The sequence below is a fragment of the Deltaproteobacteria bacterium genome, from assembly GCA_011773515.1.
Classification (GTDB): Bacteria; Desulfobacterota; Deferrimicrobia; order J040; family J040; genus WVXK01.
This window is the reverse complement of sequence record WVXK01000023.1, coordinates 102,599-125,752: the sequence shown is the minus strand read 5'-3', so window position 1 is coordinate 125,752 and position 23,154 is coordinate 102,599. Positions and strand designations below refer to the sequence as shown.

General features: G+C 47.8%; 19 protein-coding genes and 1 pseudogene. 19 read left to right on the top strand and 1 reads right to left on the bottom strand.

The window, feature by feature from the left end:
* The first annotated feature begins 9 nt into the window (after positions 1-9).
* From topA to GTN70_03155, 14 genes and pseudogenes are all read left to right on the top strand, one after another.
* Positions 10-2,256: a type I DNA topoisomerase gene (topA, locus tag GTN70_03220; GenBank protein NIO16002.1), complete on the top strand. Its 2,247-nt coding sequence runs from the start codon at positions 10-12 to the stop codon at positions 2,254-2,256.
* Complete coding sequence (locus GTN70_03215) at positions 2,246-3,643, top strand: response regulator (protein ID NIO16001.1); 1,398 nt, start codon at positions 2,246-2,248, stop codon at positions 3,641-3,643. Before topA ends, GTN70_03215 begins: the two co-directional genes overlap by 11 nt.
* 92 nt (positions 3,644-3,735) lie before the next feature.
* Positions 3,736-4,173, top strand: coding sequence for a prepilin-type N-terminal cleavage/methylation domain-containing protein (locus tag GTN70_03210; protein NIO16000.1), 438 nt, complete (start codon positions 3,736-3,738; stop codon positions 4,171-4,173).
* A gap of 263 nt (positions 4,174-4,436) precedes the next feature.
* Positions 4,437-4,619, top strand: a pseudogene (locus GTN70_03205) (prepilin-type N-terminal cleavage/methylation domain-containing protein).
* A gap of 707 nt (positions 4,620-5,326) precedes the next feature.
* Complete coding sequence (locus GTN70_03200; GenBank protein ID NIO15999.1) at positions 5,327-6,859, top strand: hypothetical protein; 1,533 nt, start codon at positions 5,327-5,329, stop codon at positions 6,857-6,859.
* On the top strand, positions 6,846-7,727 hold the full coding sequence (locus GTN70_03195) for a hypothetical protein (protein NIO15998.1): 882 nt from the start codon (positions 6,846-6,848) through the stop codon (positions 7,725-7,727). Before GTN70_03200 ends, GTN70_03195 begins: the two co-directional genes overlap by 14 nt.
* A 20-nt stretch (positions 7,728-7,747) precedes the next feature.
* Positions 7,748-8,680, top strand: a complete 933-nt coding sequence (locus GTN70_03190) for an ATP-binding cassette domain-containing protein (GenBank protein ID NIO15997.1) — start codon at positions 7,748-7,750, stop codon at positions 8,678-8,680.
* A 4-nt stretch (positions 8,681-8,684) separates the two neighbouring features.
* Positions 8,685-9,449 (top strand): ABC transporter permease subunit, encoded by a 765-nt coding sequence (locus GTN70_03185; protein NIO15996.1) that lies wholly within the window; start codon positions 8,685-8,687, stop codon positions 9,447-9,449.
* Positions 9,450-9,479: 30 nt separating this feature from the next.
* Positions 9,480-10,319, top strand: a complete 840-nt coding sequence (locus GTN70_03180; protein NIO15995.1) for an ABC transporter permease — start codon at positions 9,480-9,482, stop codon at positions 10,317-10,319.
* A gap of 1 nt (position 10,320) precedes the next feature.
* The gene (locus GTN70_03175; protein NIO15994.1) at positions 10,321-11,520 is read left to right on the top strand and encodes an ATP-binding cassette domain-containing protein; all 1,200 of its coding nucleotides are present in this window, start codon (positions 10,321-10,323) and stop codon (positions 11,518-11,520) included.
* A gap of 16 nt (positions 11,521-11,536) precedes the next feature.
* On the top strand, positions 11,537-12,301 hold the full coding sequence (locus GTN70_03170) for a methyltransferase domain-containing protein (GenBank protein NIO15993.1): 765 nt from the start codon (positions 11,537-11,539) through the stop codon (positions 12,299-12,301).
* Positions 12,302-12,403: 102 nt separating this feature from the next.
* Positions 12,404-13,687 (top strand): radical SAM protein, encoded by a 1,284-nt coding sequence (locus tag GTN70_03165; protein NIO15992.1) that lies wholly within the window; start codon positions 12,404-12,406, stop codon positions 13,685-13,687.
* A 30-nt stretch (positions 13,688-13,717) separates the two neighbouring features.
* The gene (locus tag GTN70_03160) at positions 13,718-14,761 is read left to right on the top strand and encodes a glycosyltransferase (protein ID NIO15991.1); all 1,044 of its coding nucleotides are present in this window, start codon (positions 13,718-13,720) and stop codon (positions 14,759-14,761) included.
* Positions 14,762-14,866: 105 nt separating this feature from the next.
* On the top strand, positions 14,867-16,936 hold the full coding sequence (locus GTN70_03155) for a glycosyltransferase (GenBank protein NIO15990.1): 2,070 nt from the start codon (positions 14,867-14,869) through the stop codon (positions 16,934-16,936).
* A gap of 281 nt (positions 16,937-17,217) precedes the next feature.
* Here GTN70_03155 and GTN70_03150 read toward each other — a convergent pair whose 3' ends face one another.
* On the bottom strand, positions 17,218-18,066 hold the full coding sequence (locus GTN70_03150) for a glycosyltransferase (GenBank protein ID NIO15989.1): 849 nt from the start codon (positions 18,064-18,066) through the stop codon (positions 17,218-17,220).
* A 52-nt stretch (positions 18,067-18,118) separates the two neighbouring features.
* Between GTN70_03150 and GTN70_03145 the strand changes: the two genes are divergently transcribed.
* Genes GTN70_03145 through GTN70_03125 form a run of 5 tightly spaced genes read left to right on the top strand, consistent with a single transcriptional unit; the run spans position 18,119 to position 23,153 of the window.
* Positions 18,119-19,177 (top strand): hypothetical protein, encoded by a 1,059-nt coding sequence (locus GTN70_03145; protein NIO15988.1) that lies wholly within the window; start codon positions 18,119-18,121, stop codon positions 19,175-19,177.
* Positions 19,178-19,187: 10 nt separating this feature from the next.
* Positions 19,188-20,228, top strand: a complete 1,041-nt coding sequence (locus GTN70_03140; GenBank protein NIO15987.1) for a glycosyltransferase — start codon at positions 19,188-19,190, stop codon at positions 20,226-20,228.
* The gene (locus GTN70_03135) at positions 20,225-21,232 is read left to right on the top strand and encodes a hypothetical protein (GenBank protein NIO15986.1); all 1,008 of its coding nucleotides are present in this window, start codon (positions 20,225-20,227) and stop codon (positions 21,230-21,232) included. The genes GTN70_03140 and GTN70_03135 overlap by 4 nt, the downstream gene beginning before the upstream one ends.
* On the top strand, positions 21,232-22,401 hold the full coding sequence (locus tag GTN70_03130) for a glycosyltransferase (protein ID NIO15985.1): 1,170 nt from the start codon (positions 21,232-21,234) through the stop codon (positions 22,399-22,401). Before GTN70_03135 ends, GTN70_03130 begins: the two co-directional genes overlap by 1 nt.
* The gene (locus GTN70_03125) at positions 22,389-23,153 is read left to right on the top strand and encodes a prepilin peptidase (protein NIO15984.1); all 765 of its coding nucleotides are present in this window, start codon (positions 22,389-22,391) and stop codon (positions 23,151-23,153) included. Before GTN70_03130 ends, GTN70_03125 begins: the two co-directional genes overlap by 13 nt.
* Position 23,154: the final 1 nt, after the last annotated feature.

Below are 23,154 nucleotides of genomic sequence, written 5' to 3'. Positions count from 1 at the left end.
AAAGAGAGAATGGGCAAGTCGCTGATTATTGTCGAGTCCCCCGCGAAGGCGAGGACTATCAAAAAGTATGTCGGGAAGGATTTCGACGTTATTGCCTCGATGGGCCATATCATGGATCTGCCAAAAAGCAGGCTCGGTGTTGATGTTGAACAGGGCTTCGAACCCAAATACACGGTGATCAAGGAAAAAAAGAGGTTCATAGACGAGATAAAGAAGAAAGCGAAGGCCGCAGAAGGCATTTACCTTGCCTCGGACCCTGACCGGGAGGGCGAGGCGATAGCATGGCATATCAAACTTATTCTTGATGAGCAAAATGACCGGGTCAAGCGGGTTCTCTTCAATGAGATCACGAAAAAGGGAATCGAATCCGGCATGAAGAACCCGCGCAGCCTCGAGAGGCATTTGTACGAGGCCCAGATTGCCAGAAGGGTACTGGACAGACTCGTGGGCTACAAGCTGAGTCCGCTTCTCTGGTCAAAAGTGCAGAAGAGGCTCTCAGCCGGGAGGGTTCAGTCGGTTGCCCTGAAGCTGATTTGTGAAAGGGAAAAGGAAGTCGTTGCCTTTGTACCGGAAGAGTACTGGTCGATTTCGGGTTTTTTCGAGGGGAAAAAGCCGCCCGAGTTCGAGGCAAAGCTGGTGCAAAAGGACAGGAAAAAGATTCACATCCGGACAAAGGAGGAAGCCGAGGAGCTGCTGGTGGAGTTGTCGGCAGGAGAATTTCTCGTAAAAAAATTAACCAGGAAGACGAGGAAGAAACACCCGCAACCCCCTTTCAACACCTCCAAGATGCAGCAGGATGCCTGGAGAAAACTCGGGTTTTCCGCTGACAGGACGATGCGTGTCGCACAGAGCCTGTATGAGGGTGTTGAGCTTGGAGATGGAGAAGTTTCAGGTCTCATTACCTACATGAGAACGGATTCCGTCAGGGTGTCGGCTGATGCCCTCGATGGGGTCAGAAAGCTCATCAAAAGTGATTACGGGGATGAGTTTCTGCCTGAAAAACCGAACCGGTTCAAGAACAGAAAGGGTGTCCAGGACGCCCACGAGGCGATCAGGCCGGCCGATTCCGAGAAGCGCCCGAAGGAGCTCCAGAGATACCTAACGCGTGATCAACACAGGCTCTACAAGCTCATCTGGGAGCGCTTCGTGGCGTCACAGATGTCGCCGGCAAGATTCGAGCAGGTTGTCCTGGATATCTCATCCGGCAGATATCTTCTTCGGGCTACGGGGCAAACGCCCATTTTCAGCGGGTTCCTTGAGGTTTATGCCGAGTCGGTCGATAACAGTAAGGATGGAGAGGCACAGGCGAAAATACCGGAATTGGAGGAGGGTGAGGATGTGAAACTTGTCAAGCTTGAGCCGAAGCAGCATTTTACTCAGCCCCCTCCAAGGTTCACGGAGAGCTCATTGATCAAGGTCCTGGAAGAGAGAGGAATAGGCAGGCCATCGACCTACGCAACGATAATCAGGACGATAAAAAATCGAAGTTACGTGAAGGCCGATCAGGGGAAATTTCTTCCCACAGAACTCGGCATGATCGTGTCTGACCTTTTGTCCGAGAGCTTTCCTCAGATTATGGACATCGAGTTTACCGCGAGAATGGAGGAGGATCTTGACAGAATAGAGTTGGGGGAACTCGAGTGGCGCCATGCCGTGGGAAGTTTTTACGGACCATTTTCGGGAGACGTGGAAAAGGCGAGGGTCCAGATGGAGAAGGTCAAGGATAAACTGATAGCGACAGGTATAAGGTGCGATAAGTGTGAGGGTGAGCTGGTGATCAGGGTGGGAAGGAACGGAAAGTTTCTCGCCTGCAACAATTACCCCGAATGTAAGAACACGAAAAACTTTTTCCAGGATGAGAAGGGGAATATAAGAGTAGTGGAAGATGAGCTGGCGGGCGTAACCTGTGCAGACTGTGGGAGAGAAATGCTGGTCAAGAGGTGGAGAGGAGGGAGATACCTGGCCTGTTCAGGCGCCCCCGCTTGCAGCAGGAGATCAGCCTACGCTATCGGTACAGGATGTCCGGCCTGTGAAAAGGGGGAAATTGTCGAGAAGGTTTCCCGGAAGGGAAGACTCTTTTATGCCTGTTCTGAGTATCCCGGATGTACCTATGCATCTTGGCGGGAGCCGGTGGAAAGGGAATGCCCGGTTTGCGGCAATGATATCATGCTCAAAAAAATTACCCGGGGAAAAGGAGTAATTCTCGAGTGTTCGATGAAAGGGTGCAGGGGGAAGACAGAGGAAGATGAAGGGTAAAGACGGCCAGAGATATATATTGATCATGGATGACGAGGAGAGCATCCGAACCGTTCTTGAAATCTTCTTCAAGAAAAACGGATACCTTGTGGATACGGGGGGAACAGTTGAGGATGCCTACCGGCTCTTGTCTCTCCACGTGTACGATGTGGTGATAACGGATATGAAAATGGCTGCCAGAGATGACGGCCTTCGTGTTTTAACAAGAGTGAAAGAATCCCACCCCGAGACAGAGGTTATCATTATGACTGCTCATGGCTCCATTGAAAACGCCGTGTTAGCCATGAGGCAGGGCGCGTTCAATTACGTGACGAAGCCCTTCGACAATCAGGAGTTGAGCATCCTCGTCGAGCGGGCTCTGGAAAAGAAGGACATTACCCTGCACAACATAGCGTTGCGGGAGGAGGTCAAGAAAAAGCTGTCATATGAGTTTATCATCGGGGCTTCGGAAACTATGACGAAAACATTCGAACTCATAGATAGAATCGCTCCCACGAATGCAAACGTTCTGATACTCGGGGAATCGGGAACGGGGAAAGAGCTTATATCAAGGGCTATCCACAACAAGAGTGAAAGATTTGAAAATGTTTTTGTCGAGATAAACTGTGCTGCCATACCCGAATCTCTTCTCGAATCAGAGCTCTTCGGTCACGTGAAAGGTGCGTTTACCGGTGCCATAAACAATAAGCAGGGCCTCTTTGAACTCGCAAGCGGTGGAACCCTGTTTCTCGATGAGATCGGTGAGATGCCGAACCCGTTGCAGGGAAAACTTCTGCGGGCAATTCAGGAAAAGGCTTTTCGGCGGGTTGGCGGCAATGACCTCATCAGGGTAGATGCGAGGATAGTTTCCGCTTCGAAAAAAAACCTCCTCGATGCAGTGGAAAATGGAAGCTTTAGAGATGACCTCTTTTACCGTCTGAACGTTGTTTCCATTCATGTTCCTCCCCTGCGGGACAGGAAGGAGGATATACCCCTTTTGGCCCATCATTTCCTCAGCAGGTACGCGATCGAAATTGGTAAGGAGATAAAAAAGATTTCACCCGACGCGATGAGGATGCTCATGAGATACGATTTTCCGGGCAACGTAAGGGAGCTGGAGAATATTATCGAGAGGGCGGTAATCCTCGAACTGAAAGATCAGGTGACCCCGGAGAGTCTTCCGGAAAACCTCATCGAGACAGGCGACGAGCAGTATGAACTTCCAGAATATTATGAAAGCCTCTCCCTGGAGGGGACGTCTCTTGACGGGATTGTCGGCAATATAGAAAGAAACTTCCTCCTCAAGGCGCTCGAACGTGCGGGGGGAAACAAAACGGAGGCGGCGAAACTGTTGAGGATATCCTTCAGGTCCCTGCGGTATCGCCTGGAGAAATATGGTATCGAGTAATAAGCGGTAATCGGTCGGGCTTTCCTGTAGAGGATTAGCTGGGCATGTTTTATGCACGCAATTCAAACCTAAGACGAATCTAGGAAAAGATAATGATTCAAATTGAGAAAGATGAGAATGGCTTTACCCTCATCGAACTGATGATCGTCGTTGCCATCATCGGTATTCTTGCGGCGATTGCAATTCCCAACTTCAACAACTTCGTGGCGAAAACGAAGAAATCAGAAGCAAAGTCGAACCTCGGTGCCATATATAATTGCGAGCTCTCATATTATGCCGAATTCGACATGTATTCTGCTAGTTTTTCAACGATACGGTGGGTTCCCGTGGGTACCCTCAAATACTACACATATTCCGTCGGAAGTGAACTGTACGGCATCGGCGACCCCGTTCCGGCAGGCATCACACCCGGGGCGGATAACATATCGTTCAGCGCATACTCTTGGGGAAACCTGGATCAGGATGTAACGTACGATATCTGGCAGATTGACCAGATAAAGAACCTTGTAAATCTAATCGATGACATTTAAAATTTACGGACGCAAAATGTCACATAGGTTCCATTTTCCTGACAAATTTTGTCACAATTTGCCAATCCCAGACCTTCGAACGTCGCGGTCTTTTTTTTTAAATCCGACAAACATTTGAAAAAAAAAGATAATTTGTTTTAACCTCTTTCGGATAGATTTTGGCACGATTGTTGAAAATTGATTGGGTAAATATTTCGTTAAGGAGGAAAAAAAAATTGAACGGATCTGATCAGACTTATACAATACCCAACAAGGAGGAAAAAATGATTAAAAGAGTGAGAAGCAGAAAAGGTTTTACCCTCATCGAGCTGATGATCGTTGTGGCGATTATCGGTATTCTCGCGGCGATAGCGATCCCCAACTTTCTTAAGTTCCAGGCAAAGTCGAAGCAGTCCGAGGCGAAGACGAACCTGAAGGCGGTATACACCGCTGAGACATCTTACTTTGGGGAGTACAGCACCTACAATACGTTCGACGCGGTCAACTGGGAACCCGTGGGGACGAGTCAGCGCTACGACTATGCTCTCGGCGGGGATCAGGGAATCGCGACCCCTCCGGGGCCAGGCTCTGATTTTTCTATCATATCTACAGATACTATCGATGACACGGCTGGTCTCGCTAATATCGACGTGGGCCAAAACCAGTTCACCGCTGGGGCGATCGGGAACATAGACAACGATGCCGACCTAGATTCATGGACCATCAACGACTTGAACTCTCTGGTAAACGTTGCAAACGACGTGTAGGGTTTGATGAATTCTATTGTTTGTGAGAACCAAGTGGCAGAGGGGAATGTATTTTCCTCTCTGCCACTTTTTTTATTGCTGGGACTTTCCCTCGTGAACGGTGGCACCACCCCGTTGCCCACTTTTCTCATAAGGGTGGGTACAATTCTCGTCCTGGCGTTATGTTTCATAAGAGGTGGGTTTGGAATCCCCCGTAATTTCACCCTCCCGCTTTTTTTTTCACCTCCTATACTCTCATATCCTTCGTAAACGGAGCGATCGCTTCAGCCCCTTGGCCCTCGCTTCAGTGGGCCATAAATATCATGGTGTGCCTATCCTTTTTCGCTCTGATCACCGATGCCGCAAGACGGCGTACGGTTAGAATTCACCATCTTGCTCTTTTCCTCTCCCTGTCAGTGATCGTGGGGATGGGATTACAACTCTATCAGAGGTTCGTCCTTCACGACCCGAGGCCGGCGGGGTCGTTCTTCAACCCGAATTTCATGGGTGAGCTGATGAGCATCTCTTCCATCGTGTTCATCGCACTGGCCCTGTTTGGAAAAGATCGGGTGAGGGACAAAGGTATCTACATATTTTTCTTCCTCCTGTCTCTTGCAGCTCTTATCCTCACAAAGTCGAGAGGTGCAGCCATATCGTGCCTTACCGGCATCTCGCTGGTTCTGTTTTTCCGTCTGAGATGGAAGGCGCTTGCCATCATCCTCTCATTTTTCGTCCTTTTCGCTGTCCTTCCCAATCCCCTGCGGGAAAGAGTAGTATCGCGGGCAGACGCTTACCGGTATTCTCGTTTGAGCATCTACGATGCGGGCCTGCGTGTAGTGTCGGACCATCCCCTCGGGGTCGGTCTCGGCAACTTCAAATATTACTACGATCAATATGAATCTCCCGTTGCCGGAGCCGTGTCGCTGTATGGAAAAAAGGCTCGGACCCTGCACAACGAGCACCTCCAGGTTCTCGTTGAACAGGGGGTGATCGGATTGATCCTCTACCTTGGATTTGTGATCTCGCTGCTCCTGAAGATCATCTTTCCGCCGAGAAGCGTCCCTCACCCGTTGCGAGCGATCACGTTCGGTGCGGGGGCATCATTTTTGGTGCATGCCTCAGTCGATTCGCTCTATCACACCTTCGCTTTGCCTCTCGTCATGCTTGCCATTGTGGGGCTCTATATCGGTGAAGCCGAAATCGAATGGGAGGAGGCAGTTCTCCGGAAGGGGATGAAGGTACCCCTCGCCCTGTTTACCGTCGCCTCGGTGACCTACTGTACGGCTACGGTCAGCTCTTTCTATCTTTCCTCTCTGGGGGAGCGGCAGGCGCGCATGGGCAGCTTCGATTCTGCAATCACGTTGTTGCGCGTGGCAACTGCTGCTGACTTTCTGGACGGGAGAAAGCATGAGACGAAAGGGGCGATTCATTACCGAACGTTTCTGAAAAAAGGGGATATATTTCACTTTAAGATGGCGATTTACGAGGTGGAAAATGCATTACGAAGACAGAAGAGGTCCGCTTCGCTCCGCGGAAGGAAGGCTTTTCTCTTGCAGCAGGGAATACATAGAGGGCTCTATACAAATGATGAAGTGGGGAACCTTGATGAGGAGTCCATCCGCCTCTATTCCGCACAACTCGTCATCGAACCCCACAATGTTTTTGCGATGAAAAATCTAGCGACTCTCTTTTCGAAGTCAGGCAGAAACGGTGAAGCAGAGCGGATATTGGTGAAAGCCGTATCAACGGAGCCGAATTTTGCCATTGGATATTACCTTCTTGGTAAAATGAGAGAAATACGAGGAGAAAAGGAAGAGGCGAGCTTTCTTTACAAGAGGGCCCTCTCTGTATATAAAAAATACGCAGGGCTTAAAGGACTCGACACGTATGCCGAAAAACTGATTATGCTTGATGATCAGACGTTGAATGACTTACGGGTAAAAATCGATGAACGAGAATAAAGAGCTCGATATGAAGATACGTTCTCTCCCGGTTCTGTTCATAGCCCTTGTTCTCGTTATATCCTCGGCAACAACGCAGATGGTTATCGACAACCGAACAAAAATCTCGCAGGCAAAATACATCTTTCTTCCCGATGTGGATGCTGTTAAAAGATTTTCACTGGGTTTCGATGCGTTCGTCAGTGATGTCACCTGGCTCAGGTGCGTTCAATATGCCGGGGAAAAGCAATATACCGTAAACGGCCTCGACTGGTTGTACCGCTCTTTGGACCTCGTCACTACTCTCGATAGGAAGTTCGAGACGGCCTATCTTTTTGGAGGGATCATCCTCGCTTCCCATCGTGACTTTGTCGATGAAAGCATCCTCGTCCTAAAAAAGGGGATGCGAAATCTCCCCGATAGGTGGAGGTTTCCTTTCTATATCGGCTTTAATTACTTTTTTTATCTCCAGCAATTCGACCTGGCGTCGGAGTACATCATTATGGCGAGCAAGTTACCCGGTTCCCCTGCCTATCTCCCTTTTCTGGCCTCGCGGCTGCTTTCTGAGGCGAATAAACCCGATACGGCGCTTGCTTTTCTGGAGAAGATGTATAATCAGACTGAAGATCCCGTACTGAGGGAAAAAATCGAGGGCAGGATGAAGCGGGTCGTCGTTGAAAGAGATTTGAACCTTCTCCAGATCGCCGCAAATGAGTACAGCAATATCAAGGGAAAGAGCCCGGAAACCTTGGGTGATCTGGTGAGACTGGGCTTGCTCGGGGAGATACCGAAGGAGCCATTTGGGGGGTATTACTATATAGAGAGAGATACGGGGAACGTGAAGAGTTCGATTGTAAAAGAGAGATTACGGCTTTACAAGAAAAGGTAAGCGTTGCGGGGAATATTGAGATGGAAGAGGCTATCAAGATTACGGGACTGAAAAAAATTTACCGAATGGGATTTTTTCTCAAGCCCTTTGTGGCCCTCGATGGGATATCTCTATCCGTGCATACAAACGAACTATACGGGTTCCTGGGTCCGAACGGGGCTGGTAAAACCACGACGATTAAGATTCTCAACTCCATCATATATCCTACAGAAGGAGAGGTGAGGATATTCGATGAGCCACTCGGTAACGTGCAGCAGAAAAAGAGAATAGGGTTTCTGCCGGAGCACCCATATTTTTACGAATACCTCACCGCCTGGGAGATCCTCATGTTCTGCGGGAACCTCTTCGGTTTGAAAAAAGGGGAACGGGAGAGAAGAGCAGAAGAGTTACTGGAGATCGTGGGGTTGAAAGATGCGATTCACCTGCAGCTCCGGAAGTTTTCGAAGGGTATGCTTCAGAGAATAGGGATGGCTCAGGCTCTGATAAACGACCCGGAACTGGTGATTCTCGACGAACCCATGTCCGGTCTCGATCCTATCGGAAGGCTGGAGATCAGGGAGCTGATCCGGGATTTGAAAAATAGAGGGAAAACGGTTTTTTTCAGCTCCCACATAATTTCCGATGTTGAACTCCTTGCCGACAGAGTGTGCATTCTTCACAGAGGGAGAAAGGTTGCAGAGGGCAGGATCGGTGATCTCTTGGGACGAGAGGCCATTAAATACTATGAGATCTGCGTTGAGGGGATCGAGAGAACCGATGAGCTCATCGCTGCATTGAACGCCTCGTTCGTATCACATTTTTTACGGGGGAACGTCCTCGTATTTCACGTTCCCTCTGAAGTGTCGGCAAACAGGGTGATCGACGCGGCACGAGACGCAAGGGGTAACATAACGGCCATCATTCCGGTAAGGGTAAATCTCGAAGAACTCTTCATAGAAAAGGTTGGAGGGTAGTTGCATGAGCGTCGGGACGATCGCTGTCAATACGTTCAGGGAGACTATCCGGGATCGTATACTTTACAGCCTCCTCATGTTCGCTATCCTTTTGATCGGCCTGTCCTACTTCATCGCCGAGTTGTCCCTGGGAGATTTCGAGCGAGTAGTCATAAATGTGGGCCTTGCATGCGTGCACATTTTTGGGGCGATTATCGCGATCTTCGTCGGTATTACCCTTGTCAGCAAAGAGGTGGATAAAAAAACCATTTACGCTATCGTCTCAAAGCCGGTGTCCCGGTTCGCATTCTTGATCGGTAAGTTCTCGGGGCTTTCCGTCACGATTTTTCTCACGAACCTTGCAATGACCTCTGGCCTCATTTTGACCACATTCGTGCAGAGCGGGCACATCCGTATGGAGATTCTTTTCGTCGCTCTTATGATCTACCTCGAGCTGCTGATCCTAACGGCCGTTGCCATGCTGTTTTCTTCCTTCACAACGACTACTTTGAGTGCCATCTTCACCCTTTCGATATTTTTTATCGGGCACCTGAGCCCTGACCTGAAATATTTTGGCGAGAGGGCGGAGACGCTCCTTGGTAAGTATTTGCCCCTCGCCGTGTATTACATACTTCCGAATCTTGAGAACTTCAACTTCAAGAACGTGGCAGTTTACGGGGTACACCTCGATGCAGGAAAGATAGGCTACGTATTCCTTTACTTCTTCTTTTATCTCGTGCTACTCATTTTCATTTCGAACTTCATTTTTTCGAAAAGGGACTTCAAATAAGACCATCGTGATACTATGGGACGAGAAAAGGTGAAAATGTTCACGTATGAGCCAGACAACTCTCTGAAAAAGGGCTACCTGTCCGTTTTTTCAGAGATCGTCGAGGATATTTCGGCCAACAGGTGGCTCACCTACCAACTCTTCAAGAGAGATTTCATATCGCTCTACAAGCAGTCTTTCATCGGCGTCTTCTGGAGCTTTATCATCCCACTGGTCAGCGTCGGGACCTTCGTTCTGCTCAACCGTTCAGGGGTTTTCGCCATCGGTCCCATTGATGCTCCCTATGCGATCTACGGCCTCCTCGGCGTTGCCCTGTGGCAGCTTTTTTCGGCGGGCCTCGTTTCGGGGGGTGATGCCCTCGTTAAGGCCGGATCGATGATCGTCATGATAAACTTCTCCAAGAAGTCTCTCGTTCTGGCATCACAGGGACGGTCTATCGTCGCATTTATCATACAGTTTTCCCTCGTTCTCGCTCTCTGCGTTTACTATCGATTTGCTCCCAGCTTGAACGTGGTCTTTCTCCCTCTCCTCCTGCTCCCTCTGATAGTCCTCTCCGTGGGACTCGGCTTCATTTTTTCACTGCTGAACGCGGTTGTCCGGGATGTGGGAAATGCACTATCCATCGTTATGACCTTTCTCATGTTCATAACGCCCGTTCTTTACCCGAAGCCTGCGTCTGGCCTGCTCGCGTTGATCTCAACATATAATCCCCTCTATTACCTGGTGTCAGTTCCCCGGGATTTGATGCTCTCGGGTACTGTTCGGGAAAAGAGCGGTTATATCCTCGCTGTTTTCCTGTCTCTTGCCGTTTCCTGTTTCTGCATCATCGTTTTTCACCTGACGGAAACGAGGGTTACGGAAAGAGTATAAAATGAAAGATGGTTTCGCACTAAAAGTAGAGAATGTTTCGAAGAAATATTGCAAATCCATAAAGAGGTCTATGCTCTACGGGATATGGGATATCGCAAGAAACACGGTCGGCCTCTCTTCCCACTCGGCGCGCCTGCGAAAAGGAGAGTTCTGGGCTGTCGACGATGTTTCTTTTGAGATGCGAAGGGGAGAGACTCTGGGAATCATCGGCCCGAACGGTTCCGGCAAGACGACTCTTTTGAAAATGCTCAATGGAATTTTCTGGCCCGACAGGGGGAAAATATCTGTCAGAGGCAAGATGGGAGCGCTTATCGCTGTCGGTGCTGGATTTCACCCTCTCCTTTCAGGAAGAGAGAACGTCTACGTCAACGCAGCCATTCTTGGGATGGCGAAGAGGGAAGTGGATGAAAAGCTCGACGCCATAGTCGACTTTGCCGGTATTCACGATTTCATCGATGTTCCGGTCAAACACTATTCCAGCGGGATGTTTGTTCGTCTGGGATTCGCTGTTGCAGCTTACTGCGAGCCGGACATACTCCTCATCGATGAAGTACTGGCTGTGGGGGATGAGGGCTTCCAGAAAAAATGTTTCGACAAGATCGGAGAAATGAAAAAGAACGGAATGACGACCCTCATTGTTTCCCACAATATGCACGTTATCTCCACGTTCGCCGAGCGACTCATTCTCTTAAACGGTGGAAAGGTGAAGCTTTTTGACAACGTACCTGATGGAATAAGGGAATACAAGCGCCTGTTTTCTGATGACGGAGAAACCGGCATCGAGGCTATCTGCACGGGGAATGAGAACATAGCTTTTACCGATATTGAATTCAATAGCGATGTTCTGTTTCCTGGAGAGTCCTTTTCCCTTTCTATGAGATACGATTCCGGAGTAGATTATCCTGACGTGGATATAGATACGGCTATATTTAGCGACGACGAGAAGGGACTTTACTTCCAGGCCACGAATAGGGCCTACGATAAACTCATCGATCTTAAAAAAGGAAACCACCGGTTAGAGATTGTCATAAGAGATATTCGCATAAACGATACAAACGGGAATGTCAGTGTTGCACTCTGGTCCAAAGGTCGTGGCGAACTTCTCTTCTGGTGGAGAATCCCCGTAGAATTCAAGGGTGTTGATTACGCGACAGGAAGAAACTTTCTTGCCGTGACCTATGACATAACTGAGATTGATTAACGGAGTGGAGTTCTCATTGTTCAAATATTTAAAAGATTTCTCCCGGGCATGCACGAAGAAGTTCTCAGCAGCTCACAAAAATGATTACACTGCGACGAATGAGGAGATTTTTCTCCGCAGGATCTACAGGAAATACATTCGGCACAACAGCAGGGTTACCGAGATTCTCGAGCTAAAGACAAGCGATGTCGATATGGAACTGGTGGGCGAGAGGGATATTCCCTCCAACGAGAAATTTCAGTCCAGTGGATGGTACAAGCAAATGTTATTGCGGTATGGGCTCGCTATGTATTTTGGAAAAGGAAAAAACATTCTCGAGACCTGCAGCGGGCTTGGATGGGGTGGATATCTGCTCGACGGTATCGCCAATTGCGTGACGTGTGTTGACATAGACGGTACTTCGGTCGCATTTTCGAGAAGGTTATGGAATACCGGTAAAACTTTCTACGTTCGAGCCTCGGTTTTAAACATGCCTTTCAAGGATGGTAGCTTCGATGTCGTAACAGCAATGGAGAGCATTGAGCATTTTTCCCGGGAGGAAATACCGTTATATATTTACGAGACTTATCGTCTGTTAAAAGCGGGGGGGATATTGGTTGGTAGTTCCTTCTTCCCGGAAACGAGAGATGAAGCCGACACCCTCTGTGCAGGGAATGAGTTCCATCGTCACATCTGCACAAAAGGGGAGTTACATGATTTTCTGGATAATGTGGGATTTGAGAAGATCCGGATCTTCAAAAACAGGCTGTTTTTTTCCGCCTGCAAGCCTGGATCGAATTAACGGCCAAATGATATGAATATACTCTTTACAACATCAGCCGCGCCCCGGGTAAGCCCATTTTTTACGGATGAAAAAAGACCTCCGCTGGGAGTCGGATTCCTCATGTCAATCGTCAGGAATGCGGGGCATAAGGTATTTTTCATAGATAACTATCTTCGGCCGACGGATTTTATCGAATCAGGGTTCATGAAACAGAAAGATATTGATATCGTGGCGATACACGCAAACACAATTTGTTTCCGTGACACGCTCAGAATGGCTCATTCGCTCGAGAAACTACGGGAAAGGGGCGAGTGGAGAGGGAAAATCATTGTGGGGGGACCCCATGCGAGTGTCGCCCCGGAAACGATACCGGAATTTGTGGATCACGTGGTTCAAGGGGAAGGAGAAAAGGTAATTCTGGATGTTATCACGGGGGAAGAGAGGGAGAGGGTTGTTAGAAAAGAGTCGCTGAAAGAATTGGATCACCTCCCATTTCAGCCGTGGGACATATTCAATGGACTTCCCTATGATTACACATGCCCGTGGATGGATGTGCAACCGGTGTTCACCATGAACACGAGCAGAGGTTGTCCTTTCGACTGCAACTTCTGCTCTGTGTGCTCGATCTGGGGGCGACGTTATACCTCCTTTAGCGCCTTGAGAATTGTTGAAGAAATCGAATACTTGGTAAGGGAATACGGAGCGAGAGGTATCTATTTCAGAGAAGATAACTTTACGTTAGACGGGAAGAGAGTCTCAGATTTCTGCAGCAAATTAAGGAAGAAGAACATCGATATTTCCTGGGCCTGCGAAACACGAGTAGACACTCTCACGGATGAGGGCTTGGTTGAGGAGATGAGCCGTTCGGGATGCGGAGCCGTATATCTCGGGGTTGAAAGCGGAAGCCAGAGGATTCTTGATATGTTGAACAAAAAGATAACGATCGAGCAGATTGAGAAAGCGGTATGCCTTGCAACTAAATACAATATCCGGGCTTATTGCAGCCTCATCACGGGAGTCCCGGGAGAGACATATGAAGATTTCCTCCTAACGAAGAAGCTGATTGACGATTTGAAGCCCTACTCGTACAGTTTCGGTGTTTTTGTCGGGATTCCAAACAGCCCCCTGTATAGGCATATCCTGGAAAATAACCTTTACGAGCACAAAGATGATATAGGGCTCCTCTATCTTCCCGGTTACGATGTGAGAGCGGAATATTTTTATGGCAGAGACAGTAAGAATTTTGTGGATTACGATTTCAAGGAAAGGACGGATTTTGACAAAAAACTTTTGATTGAGTTGCAAAAGAAAAAAATGATGCAAAAAATCGATGACATGGCCGCTTCCAGATTATTGTCTCTTTTTGCGAGAGGGATAAAGAAAATAGCGAGGTTGGCGTTCTGAAATTTTCAGGAATAACTCGGTGCAACAATCATGGAGAACACAAAAGTTACCTTACTCATGTCCGTCTACAACGGGGAACGGTATTTGCGGGAGGCCGTTGAGAGCATCCTGAATCAGACCTTTGAGGACTTTTTGTTCTTCATCGTCAACGATGGCTCAACGGACGGCACGGGAAGTATCCTGCAGGGTTACCGTGACAGAAGAATCAGGGTCGTGGAGAATGAGATGAATCTCGGGCTCACCCGGTCACTGAACAGGGGGATCGAGATGATCCGGAGCGAGTATGTAGCGCGGATGGATGCCGATGACATTGCTCTTCCCGAGAGGTTGGAAAAGGAGGTGGATTTTCTGGATCGCCACAGGAATATTGGCCTTGTCGGTACCTATTATTTGAGAATTGATGAAAAAGGCAATGTCGTCGATGAGGAGAGGCCGATATCGGATACAGTCGAGTTAAGAGAGAAGCTGCTGGAAGGAAACAGGTTTGCCCATGGTTCGGTCATGTTCCGCAAAGAGTGTGTCGAAAAGGTCGGTTATTACAGAGAGGCATTTCAAGCATCTCAGGATTATGATCTATGGCTTCGTATTGCAGAATATTACGACATGGCAAACATACCCGAGTTTCTCTATAAATGGAGACTCAACGTAGAGTCGATTTCTGTATCTGGAAAAGCAATACAAGATGAGTATGCCTCTATGGCTGTTGAACTGGCAAGGGAAAGAAGAAAGTTTGGTAGGGACCGGCTCCAGATCATGGATGAGTGTGGAGATGGCGTTTCACTGGTTGATGTCTTAAAAAATATTCATTGTAAAGATAGAAAGAATTCCATCCGAGGGTATAGTTACTGGGGGGATATAATGCTTGAAAAAGAAAACTACAATATCGCTTTGAACCTTTTTTGGCGAGCCTTTATCAGAGATCCTTTCGATAGGAATGCAAGACAAGGCATCTGGAAAGTCTCAAGGCTTTCATTGATAAATGTAATAGTCACACATTTTCCTGAACCAATTGTAAATATGTTGAAAATGGTGAAGAGGGCTATATTTTCAAAAGGGAAAGGACGATCGAAATAGTAAATATAATCTATCGAATAAGATACCCATCTGTAAATCGTCCAAGTGTCGGTTATGGTCGGATTAGACTTTTTCATTGAAAGTGAAGGCATTAAGAGGTCTGGCATGGTGAGGCCAGGAGAATATCTGTTTGTCGGTATGCTCGATGAAAGCATTATAAGAGAACTCCTTCTTTCATCTGAGAATTTCATGGAGAACGTATTTCTCATCGAATCCAGGGAGGTTGGCAACGATATAAAGGAGAGGTTAAGAGCTAAGGGAGTAAAAATTTGCAGGAAAAATCCCCTACGGTACCTATCGAGGGAGTTGCTGGCAAACCGAAAGGAAGAGGTTGTCGTCATCCAATCGTACAGCAAGCTTTTGCTCTATATCGCCATGCATCCGTTTCGCGGGAAGTATTATCTTTGCAAAGGCGAGTTAGAGCCGTTAGATGGACTGAAGATTGCCAAGAACAGCGCCGTAAATATATACGAAAAGGTAAGAAGGTATGTTTCTCTGAAGGCAAAAAGGAAAAATTTAAAAAAAGTCAGAGTTTTTCCCTATGAAATAGGCTTTCCTAATGACTATTCCCTTATCGAATCTGCTCTACGGGAAAGAACATTTACGCCGAAAATAGCTGTTTCGATAGTAATCCCCGTGTATAACAGGCCAGTTGAACTCGATAGGAGTCTTCGAGGACTTACGTATCAGGACTATCCCCGTGATCTCATGGAAATAATCGTTGCCGATGATGGAAGCAGTGAAGGTTATGAAAATATTATCTCTCAGTACGAAAATGTTTTGAATGTGCGTCATGTCAAACAGGATGATGAGGGTTACCGCCTCGCAGCTGTAAGGAATCTGGGCATCAGTGAGTCGACGAACGAAGTGGTTATCCTCCTCGATTGCGACATGATACCGGTTCCCGAGTTTGTAAGCTCGCACGCACAGTGGTTTCATGTATGCAACAATAACATTGTCGTGGTAGGAGACAGAGGATTTATCGATCCTGCCGGATTGGAGCCCTCTGAAATCGAGAAGGAAGTAAGGAGTCAATTTGCCAGGAGACGGGCCATGGCGCCCGAAAGTATCAGAGACGAAGACGAGCCGTATCTGGATTGGCGAGATAGAATTTATAAAAAGACAGATTTTTTGAGAAAGTCCCTGGAGCCCTATCGCTATGCCTCTGGAGGGAATGTATCTTTCCGTAAAGCATATGCGGTGAAAGCGGGGCTTTTCGATGAGGAGTTCACATTCTGGGGCGGAGAAGATATCGAGTTTTTTTACAGGATGTATCTGAAAGGTGCCTACATCATTCCCGAAAATTCTGCTCGGGCATTTCATCAAAATCACCCCGATGTGGCGAAGAGAGAAGAGGGAAGGGAAAAAACGCAAAATCTCCTTGAGAGAAAGATTCCCGTCATGAGGAGAGAAAGAAGGAAGAACGGATTTGTTCCGAGAGTTTCAATTTATATGCCCTCGTACAATTCAAAAAAATTTATCAGCGAGGCAATAGAGAGCGTTATCTTACAAACGTATGATGATTGGGAATTGTGTATTTGCGATGATGGGTCGACAGATGGGACATACGAGTTCTTGCATAAAGAGTACAGCAAGCATGAGAAGATAAGAATAGAGCGGATTCCCCATGCGGGAATAGGTGGTGCTTCAAATCGTGCGGTGAGAATGTGCCGGGGAGAGTTTGTAGGCCAGCTCGATAGTGACGATGTGCTTAAACCGGAAGCTGTCGAGATTACCGTTGGTTTTCTCGAAAAACATCCTGAGTTCGGCCTTGTTTATTCCAATTATGAAATCATTAATGAAAAGGGAGAATTTGTCTGCGCCGGGTTTTCATGGCCCGATTATGACCCGATTATCCTTCTCGAGTCTATGATTGTTCATCATTTCAGAATGTTCAGGAGCCTTTACTGGCATAGAACGCCAGGATTTCACAGGGAGATTAAAAACGCTGTTGATTATGATATGTATCTTAAACTGAGTGAGGTCACCAGCTTTTCCCACCTGAAAAAAGTCCTCTACTGCTACAGAATTCACGGGGACAACACGTCCGTCCTCGACTATCAACTGCAGTCTGAAAATCACTTACGGGTAGTTCGAGAGGCTCTCGACAGGAGAAGGTTATCATGGGAACACAAAGTAGACCCCACAAATAAGAGGAAAATTGTCCTGTCATAACCGGTCAGGAGGGTCAGATTTAAATACATCGAAATTTTTTGATCATAACGCTGACAAGATTATTCCTTCTTCCTCGTGAGATGATCTTGTTTCACAGGGTGGAGCTTGGCGCATCGTTTCAGAAGACATCAACTGGGGCCTCAGATATTCTTATGAGTCAGGGGTAAATCGGTAAATCCATGAACACGAACGGAAGGGATTCTTAAAATGCGGGGAAGAATCTATCCCCTGTCTGCTGAAGTGGCTATTTACATTGTTTGTGAAAAGGAGTTCTATGGGGTTCAACGGTATCTTCTGAAACCATCCACCTTACCTCTAAGGCTGAGTAAATTATATCTCGATCTGCCCGGATCTGAAAGAAAATAGCGTATCATTCCCATGATATTTTTGAGGGAATCGATGGCTGACTGCCTGAGAAGACTGGCGTTGTTGTAACGCTTCCAATGTTTTTTAACACAGGCTCCATAACCTCTGTTATATCTGTATGCCCGCTCGGCAGCACTGACATCGTAAAGGGTCAGAGGATTATTATGGACCACGAATGTTCCCTGGTGATAATAGCCGTGAAACTCTTTGTAGAGCACCCTGAGAACGTAATCGAGGTCTTCTGCAGCTTCGAACTCTCCACCGAGGCCGAGCTGTACATCGAAAGGTCCGGTATTATCTATGACCTTTCTCCTGTATATCACGCTCGAGGCCGTTGTCAGTAAGTTTGCGTTCCTCTCGGTTATAAATATATCCCTTTCATCTTTGCTGGAAGACGATTCACATTCCAGCAAGGGTAGGCTGATGAAATCTGTGTCCCCATCCTTCTCAAAGCGGGCCACAACTTTTTCAAAGAACGCTTCAGGGATGGTCGCGTCGTCATCGGGGAAAAATATGAGTTCCCCTTTTGAGGCCTCAATCCCCCTGTTTCTGCACAGACTGAGATTGTTACTATCTGACTTGATGATCTGAGTTGCAGGGGCTATTTCAGGAAAAAGATTGATTGTCTGATTAACCTTATCATCTCTGTTCTGATCTATAATGATAATTTCCATATCGGAGCATGTCTGATTTTGAAGTGAGCGGAGTAGATTTTTTAGAAGGGCTTCTCTATTGTATGTTGCAATGACAACTGAAAATTTCATATGGTTTTAGCCGATAAACTTTATTAGAGAATATACACCGGGACCAGGTTTAATGAAAGAAGGGATAAAAAATATCGTTGTCTTTCACCTAGGATGGCTCGGCGATTCCGTAATGACGATCCCAGTTATGGCGCGGCTGAGGCACGAATTTAGAGATGCTAAGATAGTGAGAGTCATAAATAGCAAAATGGAAAGGTTTTTTTCTGGTTGTCCCTATGCAGATAAATTCATCCCTTATGTTCGACAAGGGAATAAAGTAAAAAGTGGCTACAGGCTGCTGAGAGTCATCAGGGAGCTTTCTCCCGATCTCTTCGTGAATCTCCACACGCCCGATTTTCAAAGGCCCTTATCGCAGTATATCCGGGACAATTTTTTCGCATATTTGACGGGGGCGACGATCAGGGCGGCTTACTCTTATTCCATTGATTCCAGGTTTCTCTCCAATCCAATCTCCTATAGCACATTTGGAAAAGAGAGGATGGATCGGGAGATGCTCAAGGTTATCGAGCCAATAACGAAAAATAGGGGTGACGCACCTATTCAATTCTGGCTCGATGCAGCTGACAGAGAGGAGGGTATGGCCAGGATTGAAGATGGTTTTTCCGCGATAGGGCATGCAGCTCCGGAGGAATATTTCTGCGTTTCACCATTTGGAAAAAGAAGCACGAAAGAATGGGAATTCAGGGAAATGGCGGATCTTTGCGAATCCGTGTCCCAACATACGGGATCTACCCCTGTATTTCTGGGGGGGACAAATGATACGGGTAAAATGAAGGCCCTTTCTAAGCACATGAGGGGGAAATATGTAACCTTCGTCGGCCAGACAGATATCAAGACCGCTGCGGCTATTATCGAGAGAGCGAAGGTTATGGTTACGGTAGATTCGGGCCTCATGCATCTCGCAGCACTCCTCGGTGTTCCCGTCGTTGCTATTTTTGGACCCGGAAACCCTGTTCGTTGGCATCCCATCCCCTTGGGTACCGTCAGGATTTTTTCGGGAGGAGCAGACTGTGCTCCCTGCTTCCTCGATGATTGTTCGGATAAGACCTGTTTTGACACAATAGACCGTCCCGAGGTAACGAAATCCGTAATTGATATCATGGAAGGATAGAGGAGGGGCGTTGAGAATCATCTACCTATCAAAGACTAGTATTCTCGGCCCTGCAAGCAGATACCGTATATATCAGTTTAGGGACTGGTTCGAAAAGAGGGGTCATGAAATCAAGATTATTCCTGCTTTTTCCGATTCATATCTCCTCGCTGAAGGAAAAAATGGATTCACGAAATATCTACTGAAGGGAATTCTGGGAATCAAAGCTTTTTTTAAAAGAATAATCGATTTTCGACACGTTATTAACGCTGATATCGTGGCCATTGAGAGGGAATATTTTCCGTGTTTACCGCCGGTGTTCGAAATTTTGATAAGAGTTCTGAAGGGAGGGTATATTCTCGAATTCGATGATGCGATTTTCCTTTCCCGCGGTAGAAGGATGAAATACCCTGCCACGATAAAGATGGCAACTAAGGTGATTATCGGCAACAGATACCTGGAAGATTATGCGAGGAGGTTCAATGAAAAAACAGCCCTTGTTCCAACCTGTGTGGATACGAAAAAATATGTACAGAAGAAAAACCATGCTGTAGATGGAAGGTTGAAAATAGGGTGGATCGGGCTGCCCTATAATTTCCATCATGTCGATATTGTAACGGCTGCGTTCAAGAGAATATTTTCTGAGTATCGTTGTGAGTTGGTGATCGTGTCGGCAAGAAAACCCGCAAACAAAGTGCCTACGACATTTGTGAAATGGGATCTTGATAGTGAGGCCGAGACCCTGAGCTCTTTCGATATCGGCATTATGCCCCTCGTGGATAACCCCTTTTCCCGCGGAAAATGTGGTCTGAAGATACTCCAGTATATGGCCGCGGGTGTTCCCGTCGTAGCATCTCCCGTCGGCGTGAACCGTGAGATAATATCCGACGGGGTCAATGGGTTTCTCGCGAATTCAAATAAGGAGTGGTACGAAAAGTTGAAGGTGCTCATCGAGGATGAAGAGCTGCGCGCGCGATTGGGGAGTGAGGGAAGGAGAACCGTTGAAAAAGGGTACGACCTGGAGAAAATCGGCGACCGGCTTGTCTCGATTTACACGGAGGGGATGAAGTGACCCTGTCGCCGACAATACTGTTCTTTACCTTTATCATATCCTTTCTCGTTTCCTTCTACACCACCCCCGTCGCACGCGATGCGGCAAAGCGTTTCGGTGTGGTGGATGCACCCGATGAACTGCTGAAGACGCATAGAGAAGCGATCCCCTATTTCGGGGGTCTTTCCATTTACCTGTCCTTCCTCATCGGTATTTCTCTCGTATACAGGTTCGACTCCAACATCCTGGGGATACTGCTCGGAGGGAGCATTATCGTTTTGGTCGGCCTGATCGATGATCTCGGCCGTCTCAGCCCGGGTGCAAAGCTGACGGGTGAGTTCATAGCCATATACGTCCTCATCAAATCGGGAATAAGGGTCGAGATAGTCTTTATCCCCGCCTTTCTCCAGGTGCTCTTGACTTTCTTGTGGATGTTACTGTTGATCAACGCCTTCAACATCATAGATGTCATGGATGGGCTATCGGTAGGGATCGGCTCTATTTGCGCCATGTTCATGTTCATCGTCTCAGCGATAAACGGGAACATGGGAATCTGTGTCCTTTCCCTGGCCCTGGCGGGTGCGTGTTTGGGTTTTCTGCCGTATAATTTCAACCCTGCCTCCATATTCATGGGGGATTGTGGAAGCCTGCTGCTCGGCTTTTTACTCGGTGCTTTTTCAATGATAGGTCAGTATGCAACCCATAATTACTTGGCTGTTATCGTGCCCGCTATCATATTCGGCGTACCTCTCTTTGACACGTTCTTTGTGTCCTACATCCGGCTCAGGAGAAGCGAGTCGATATTCAAAGGCAGCAAGGATCACTTTGCCCTCCGCCTGAGAAAATGGAGGCTGAGCGTGAGGCAGACGGTGCTGTTTAGCTACGGAGCATCGATCATATGCGGCATCTTTGGGATTGCGATAATGCTTTCCGGCATCTTTATGGCGCTGTTCTTTCTGTTTTTAAACGCGATGGTATTCGCCGGTACGGCCCTATGGTTGAAAAAGATAGACATGACCCTCTGATGAAGGCAAAACTCGTTCATATCATAACCCTGCTGGAACTCGGCGGGGCCCAGGAAAATACGCTCATCAACTGTGAAATGGCTGACCGGGACCTCTTCGAGGTGCATCTGATTTCCGGAAAAGGGGGCATGCTCGACGGAAGGGCGGAAAGAATCGAAGGGCTCACCTTTTATCAGGTAAAAGAGCTCGTCCGGGAGATCAAACCGCTCTGGGATGCCGTGTCCCTGCTCAAGATTTTCCGCATCTTGAGGAAGCTGAAAAAGATGTCTCCCAAACAACCGGTTATCGTTCATACACACAGCTCGAAAGCAGGCATAGTGGGAAGGGTTGCCGCGGCTATGGCAGGGTGTGAGATTATCATCCATACGGTTCACGGTTTCGGTTTCAACCCCCTCCAATCATCCCTGGCAAGGCGGATCTTTATTATGGTGGAACGGATTGTAGGGCGTATCACCGATTACTTCGTCCTCGTTTCCGAAGACAATGGTAGGCGGGGCATTGGACTCGGGATATTTGACGCGGGCAAGACAGTGCTGATCAGATCCGGTTTCAACACGGAGGAATTTGGAAACCCCTCACGGGAGAGGGGCAGGGAGATTCTGGGTCTCGAGGATGATAAGTTTACCGTGGGGATGGTGGCCTGTTTCAAGCCTCAAAAATCCCCGCTTGATTTTGTGAAGATGGCAAATGTGCTGAAAGAGAAAGGATACGACTTCAGATACGTGATGGTTGGAGATGGTGAAATGGGCTCCGAGATCATGAAAAATATCCTGGACTTGGGTCTCGGGAATAATTTTTTATTGCCGGGGTGGGTGGAAAACATCCGGGATGTGATCGCTGCCTTTGATGCCCTGGTTTTGACCTCACTGTGGGAGGGGCTTCCGAAGGTTATTCCTCAGGCTCTGATTGCCGGCGTTCCTGTCGTTTCCACTGCGGTGGACGGCACGGCAGAGGTGGTCGAGGATGGGGTAAACGGCTTTCTTATCGATGTGCGTTCTCCCTCTGAGGCAGCGGAAAGAATCATCCGTGCGCGTGAAGGTGAGATAAAGAGGGAAGCCCTCGAAAAGGGGAAGGAGGATCTTATCAGCGAGTTTTCAGAGAAGGAGATGGTGAGAAAACACCGGGAACTCTACCGGAAGCTCCTCGAGGCAGGGGCATGGAAAGCCTAACCTCTCTTTTCTTTTTTCTTCTCGGTACGGTGATGGGCAGTTTTTACAACGTGATTATTCACCGGCTGCCTGAGGGCAGGTCGATCGTCAGACCCCCTTCATCGTGCCCGTCGTGTGAAAGCAAGATCCAGGCAAGGGACAACGTTCCAATTCTCAGTTATCTGCTTCTCAAGGGCAGATGCAGGAACTGCGGAGTTCGAATTTCCTCCAGGTACCCCTTTGTGGAACTGTGCACCGGTCTCATTTTTTTTCTCGCCTACCGGTTCGACGGAATAACCTTTCTCCTCCTGAGGGATCTTCTTTTTTACTCCATCCTGTTCGTGGTGACCTTCATCGATATCGACAAGAGAATTATTCCGGACACCCTGAGCCTGGGAGGTCTTGTGGCGGGCTTTTTCATCGTCTCTTTTCTCCTTGGCAAGGGATGGAAATTTTCGGCAACCGGGATAGTCGTTGGGGGTGGAATTCTCTATTTCACGGCACTTATCTACGAAGGAATAACCAAGAGAGAGGGCCTTGGCGGTGGAGATATAAAACTGCTCGGGATGGTTGGTGCGTTTACAGGTTACAAGGGGGCAATTTTAACTATTTTCATCGGGTCGGTGATTGGCACGCTGTTCGGCGTGTACCTCATGGTGAAAGAAAAGGGCGACTTGAAAACGGCCGTTCCTTTTGGCCCTTTCCTGGCCGGGGGAGCGGTTATTTCCGATATCATCCTCCGGAGCTTCGCCATCCAATTTTTTTCCTTCTAGC

Bases quoted from the DNA above. Each gene is read 5' to 3' on its own strand.
- topA (NIO16002.1), top strand. From the start codon at position 10: ATGGGCAAGTCGCTGATTATTGTCGAGTCCCCCGCGAAGGCGAGGACT.
- GTN70_03215 (NIO16001.1), top strand. From the start codon at position 2,246: ATGAAGGGTAAAGACGGCCAGAGATATATATTGATCATGGATGACGAG.
- GTN70_03210 (NIO16000.1), top strand. From the start codon at position 3,736: ATGATTCAAATTGAGAAAGATGAGAATGGCTTTACCCTCATCGAACTG.
- GTN70_03200 (NIO15999.1), top strand. From the start codon at position 5,327: ATGGGATTACAACTCTATCAGAGGTTCGTCCTTCACGACCCGAGGCCG.
- GTN70_03195 (NIO15998.1), top strand. From the start codon at position 6,846: ATGAACGAGAATAAAGAGCTCGATATGAAGATACGTTCTCTCCCGGTT.
- GTN70_03190 (NIO15997.1), top strand. From the start codon at position 7,748: ATGGAAGAGGCTATCAAGATTACGGGACTGAAAAAAATTTACCGAATG.
- GTN70_03185 (NIO15996.1), top strand. From the start codon at position 8,685: ATGAGCGTCGGGACGATCGCTGTCAATACGTTCAGGGAGACTATCCGG.
- GTN70_03175 (NIO15994.1), top strand. From the start codon at position 10,321: ATGAAAGATGGTTTCGCACTAAAAGTAGAGAATGTTTCGAAGAAATAT.
- GTN70_03165 (NIO15992.1), top strand. From the start codon at position 12,404: ATGTCAATCGTCAGGAATGCGGGGCATAAGGTATTTTTCATAGATAAC.
- GTN70_03160 (NIO15991.1), top strand. From the start codon at position 13,718: ATGGAGAACACAAAAGTTACCTTACTCATGTCCGTCTACAACGGGGAA.
- GTN70_03155 (NIO15990.1), top strand. From the start codon at position 14,867: ATGGTGAGGCCAGGAGAATATCTGTTTGTCGGTATGCTCGATGAAAGC.
- GTN70_03150 (NIO15989.1), bottom strand. From the start codon at position 18,066: ATGAAATTTTCAGTTGTCATTGCAACATACAATAGAGAAGCCCTTCTA.
- GTN70_03145 (NIO15988.1), top strand. From the start codon at position 18,119: ATGAAAGAAGGGATAAAAAATATCGTTGTCTTTCACCTAGGATGGCTC.
- GTN70_03130 (NIO15985.1), top strand. From the start codon at position 21,232: ATGAAGGCAAAACTCGTTCATATCATAACCCTGCTGGAACTCGGCGGG.
- GTN70_03125 (NIO15984.1), top strand. From the start codon at position 22,389: ATGGAAAGCCTAACCTCTCTTTTCTTTTTTCTTCTCGGTACGGTGATG.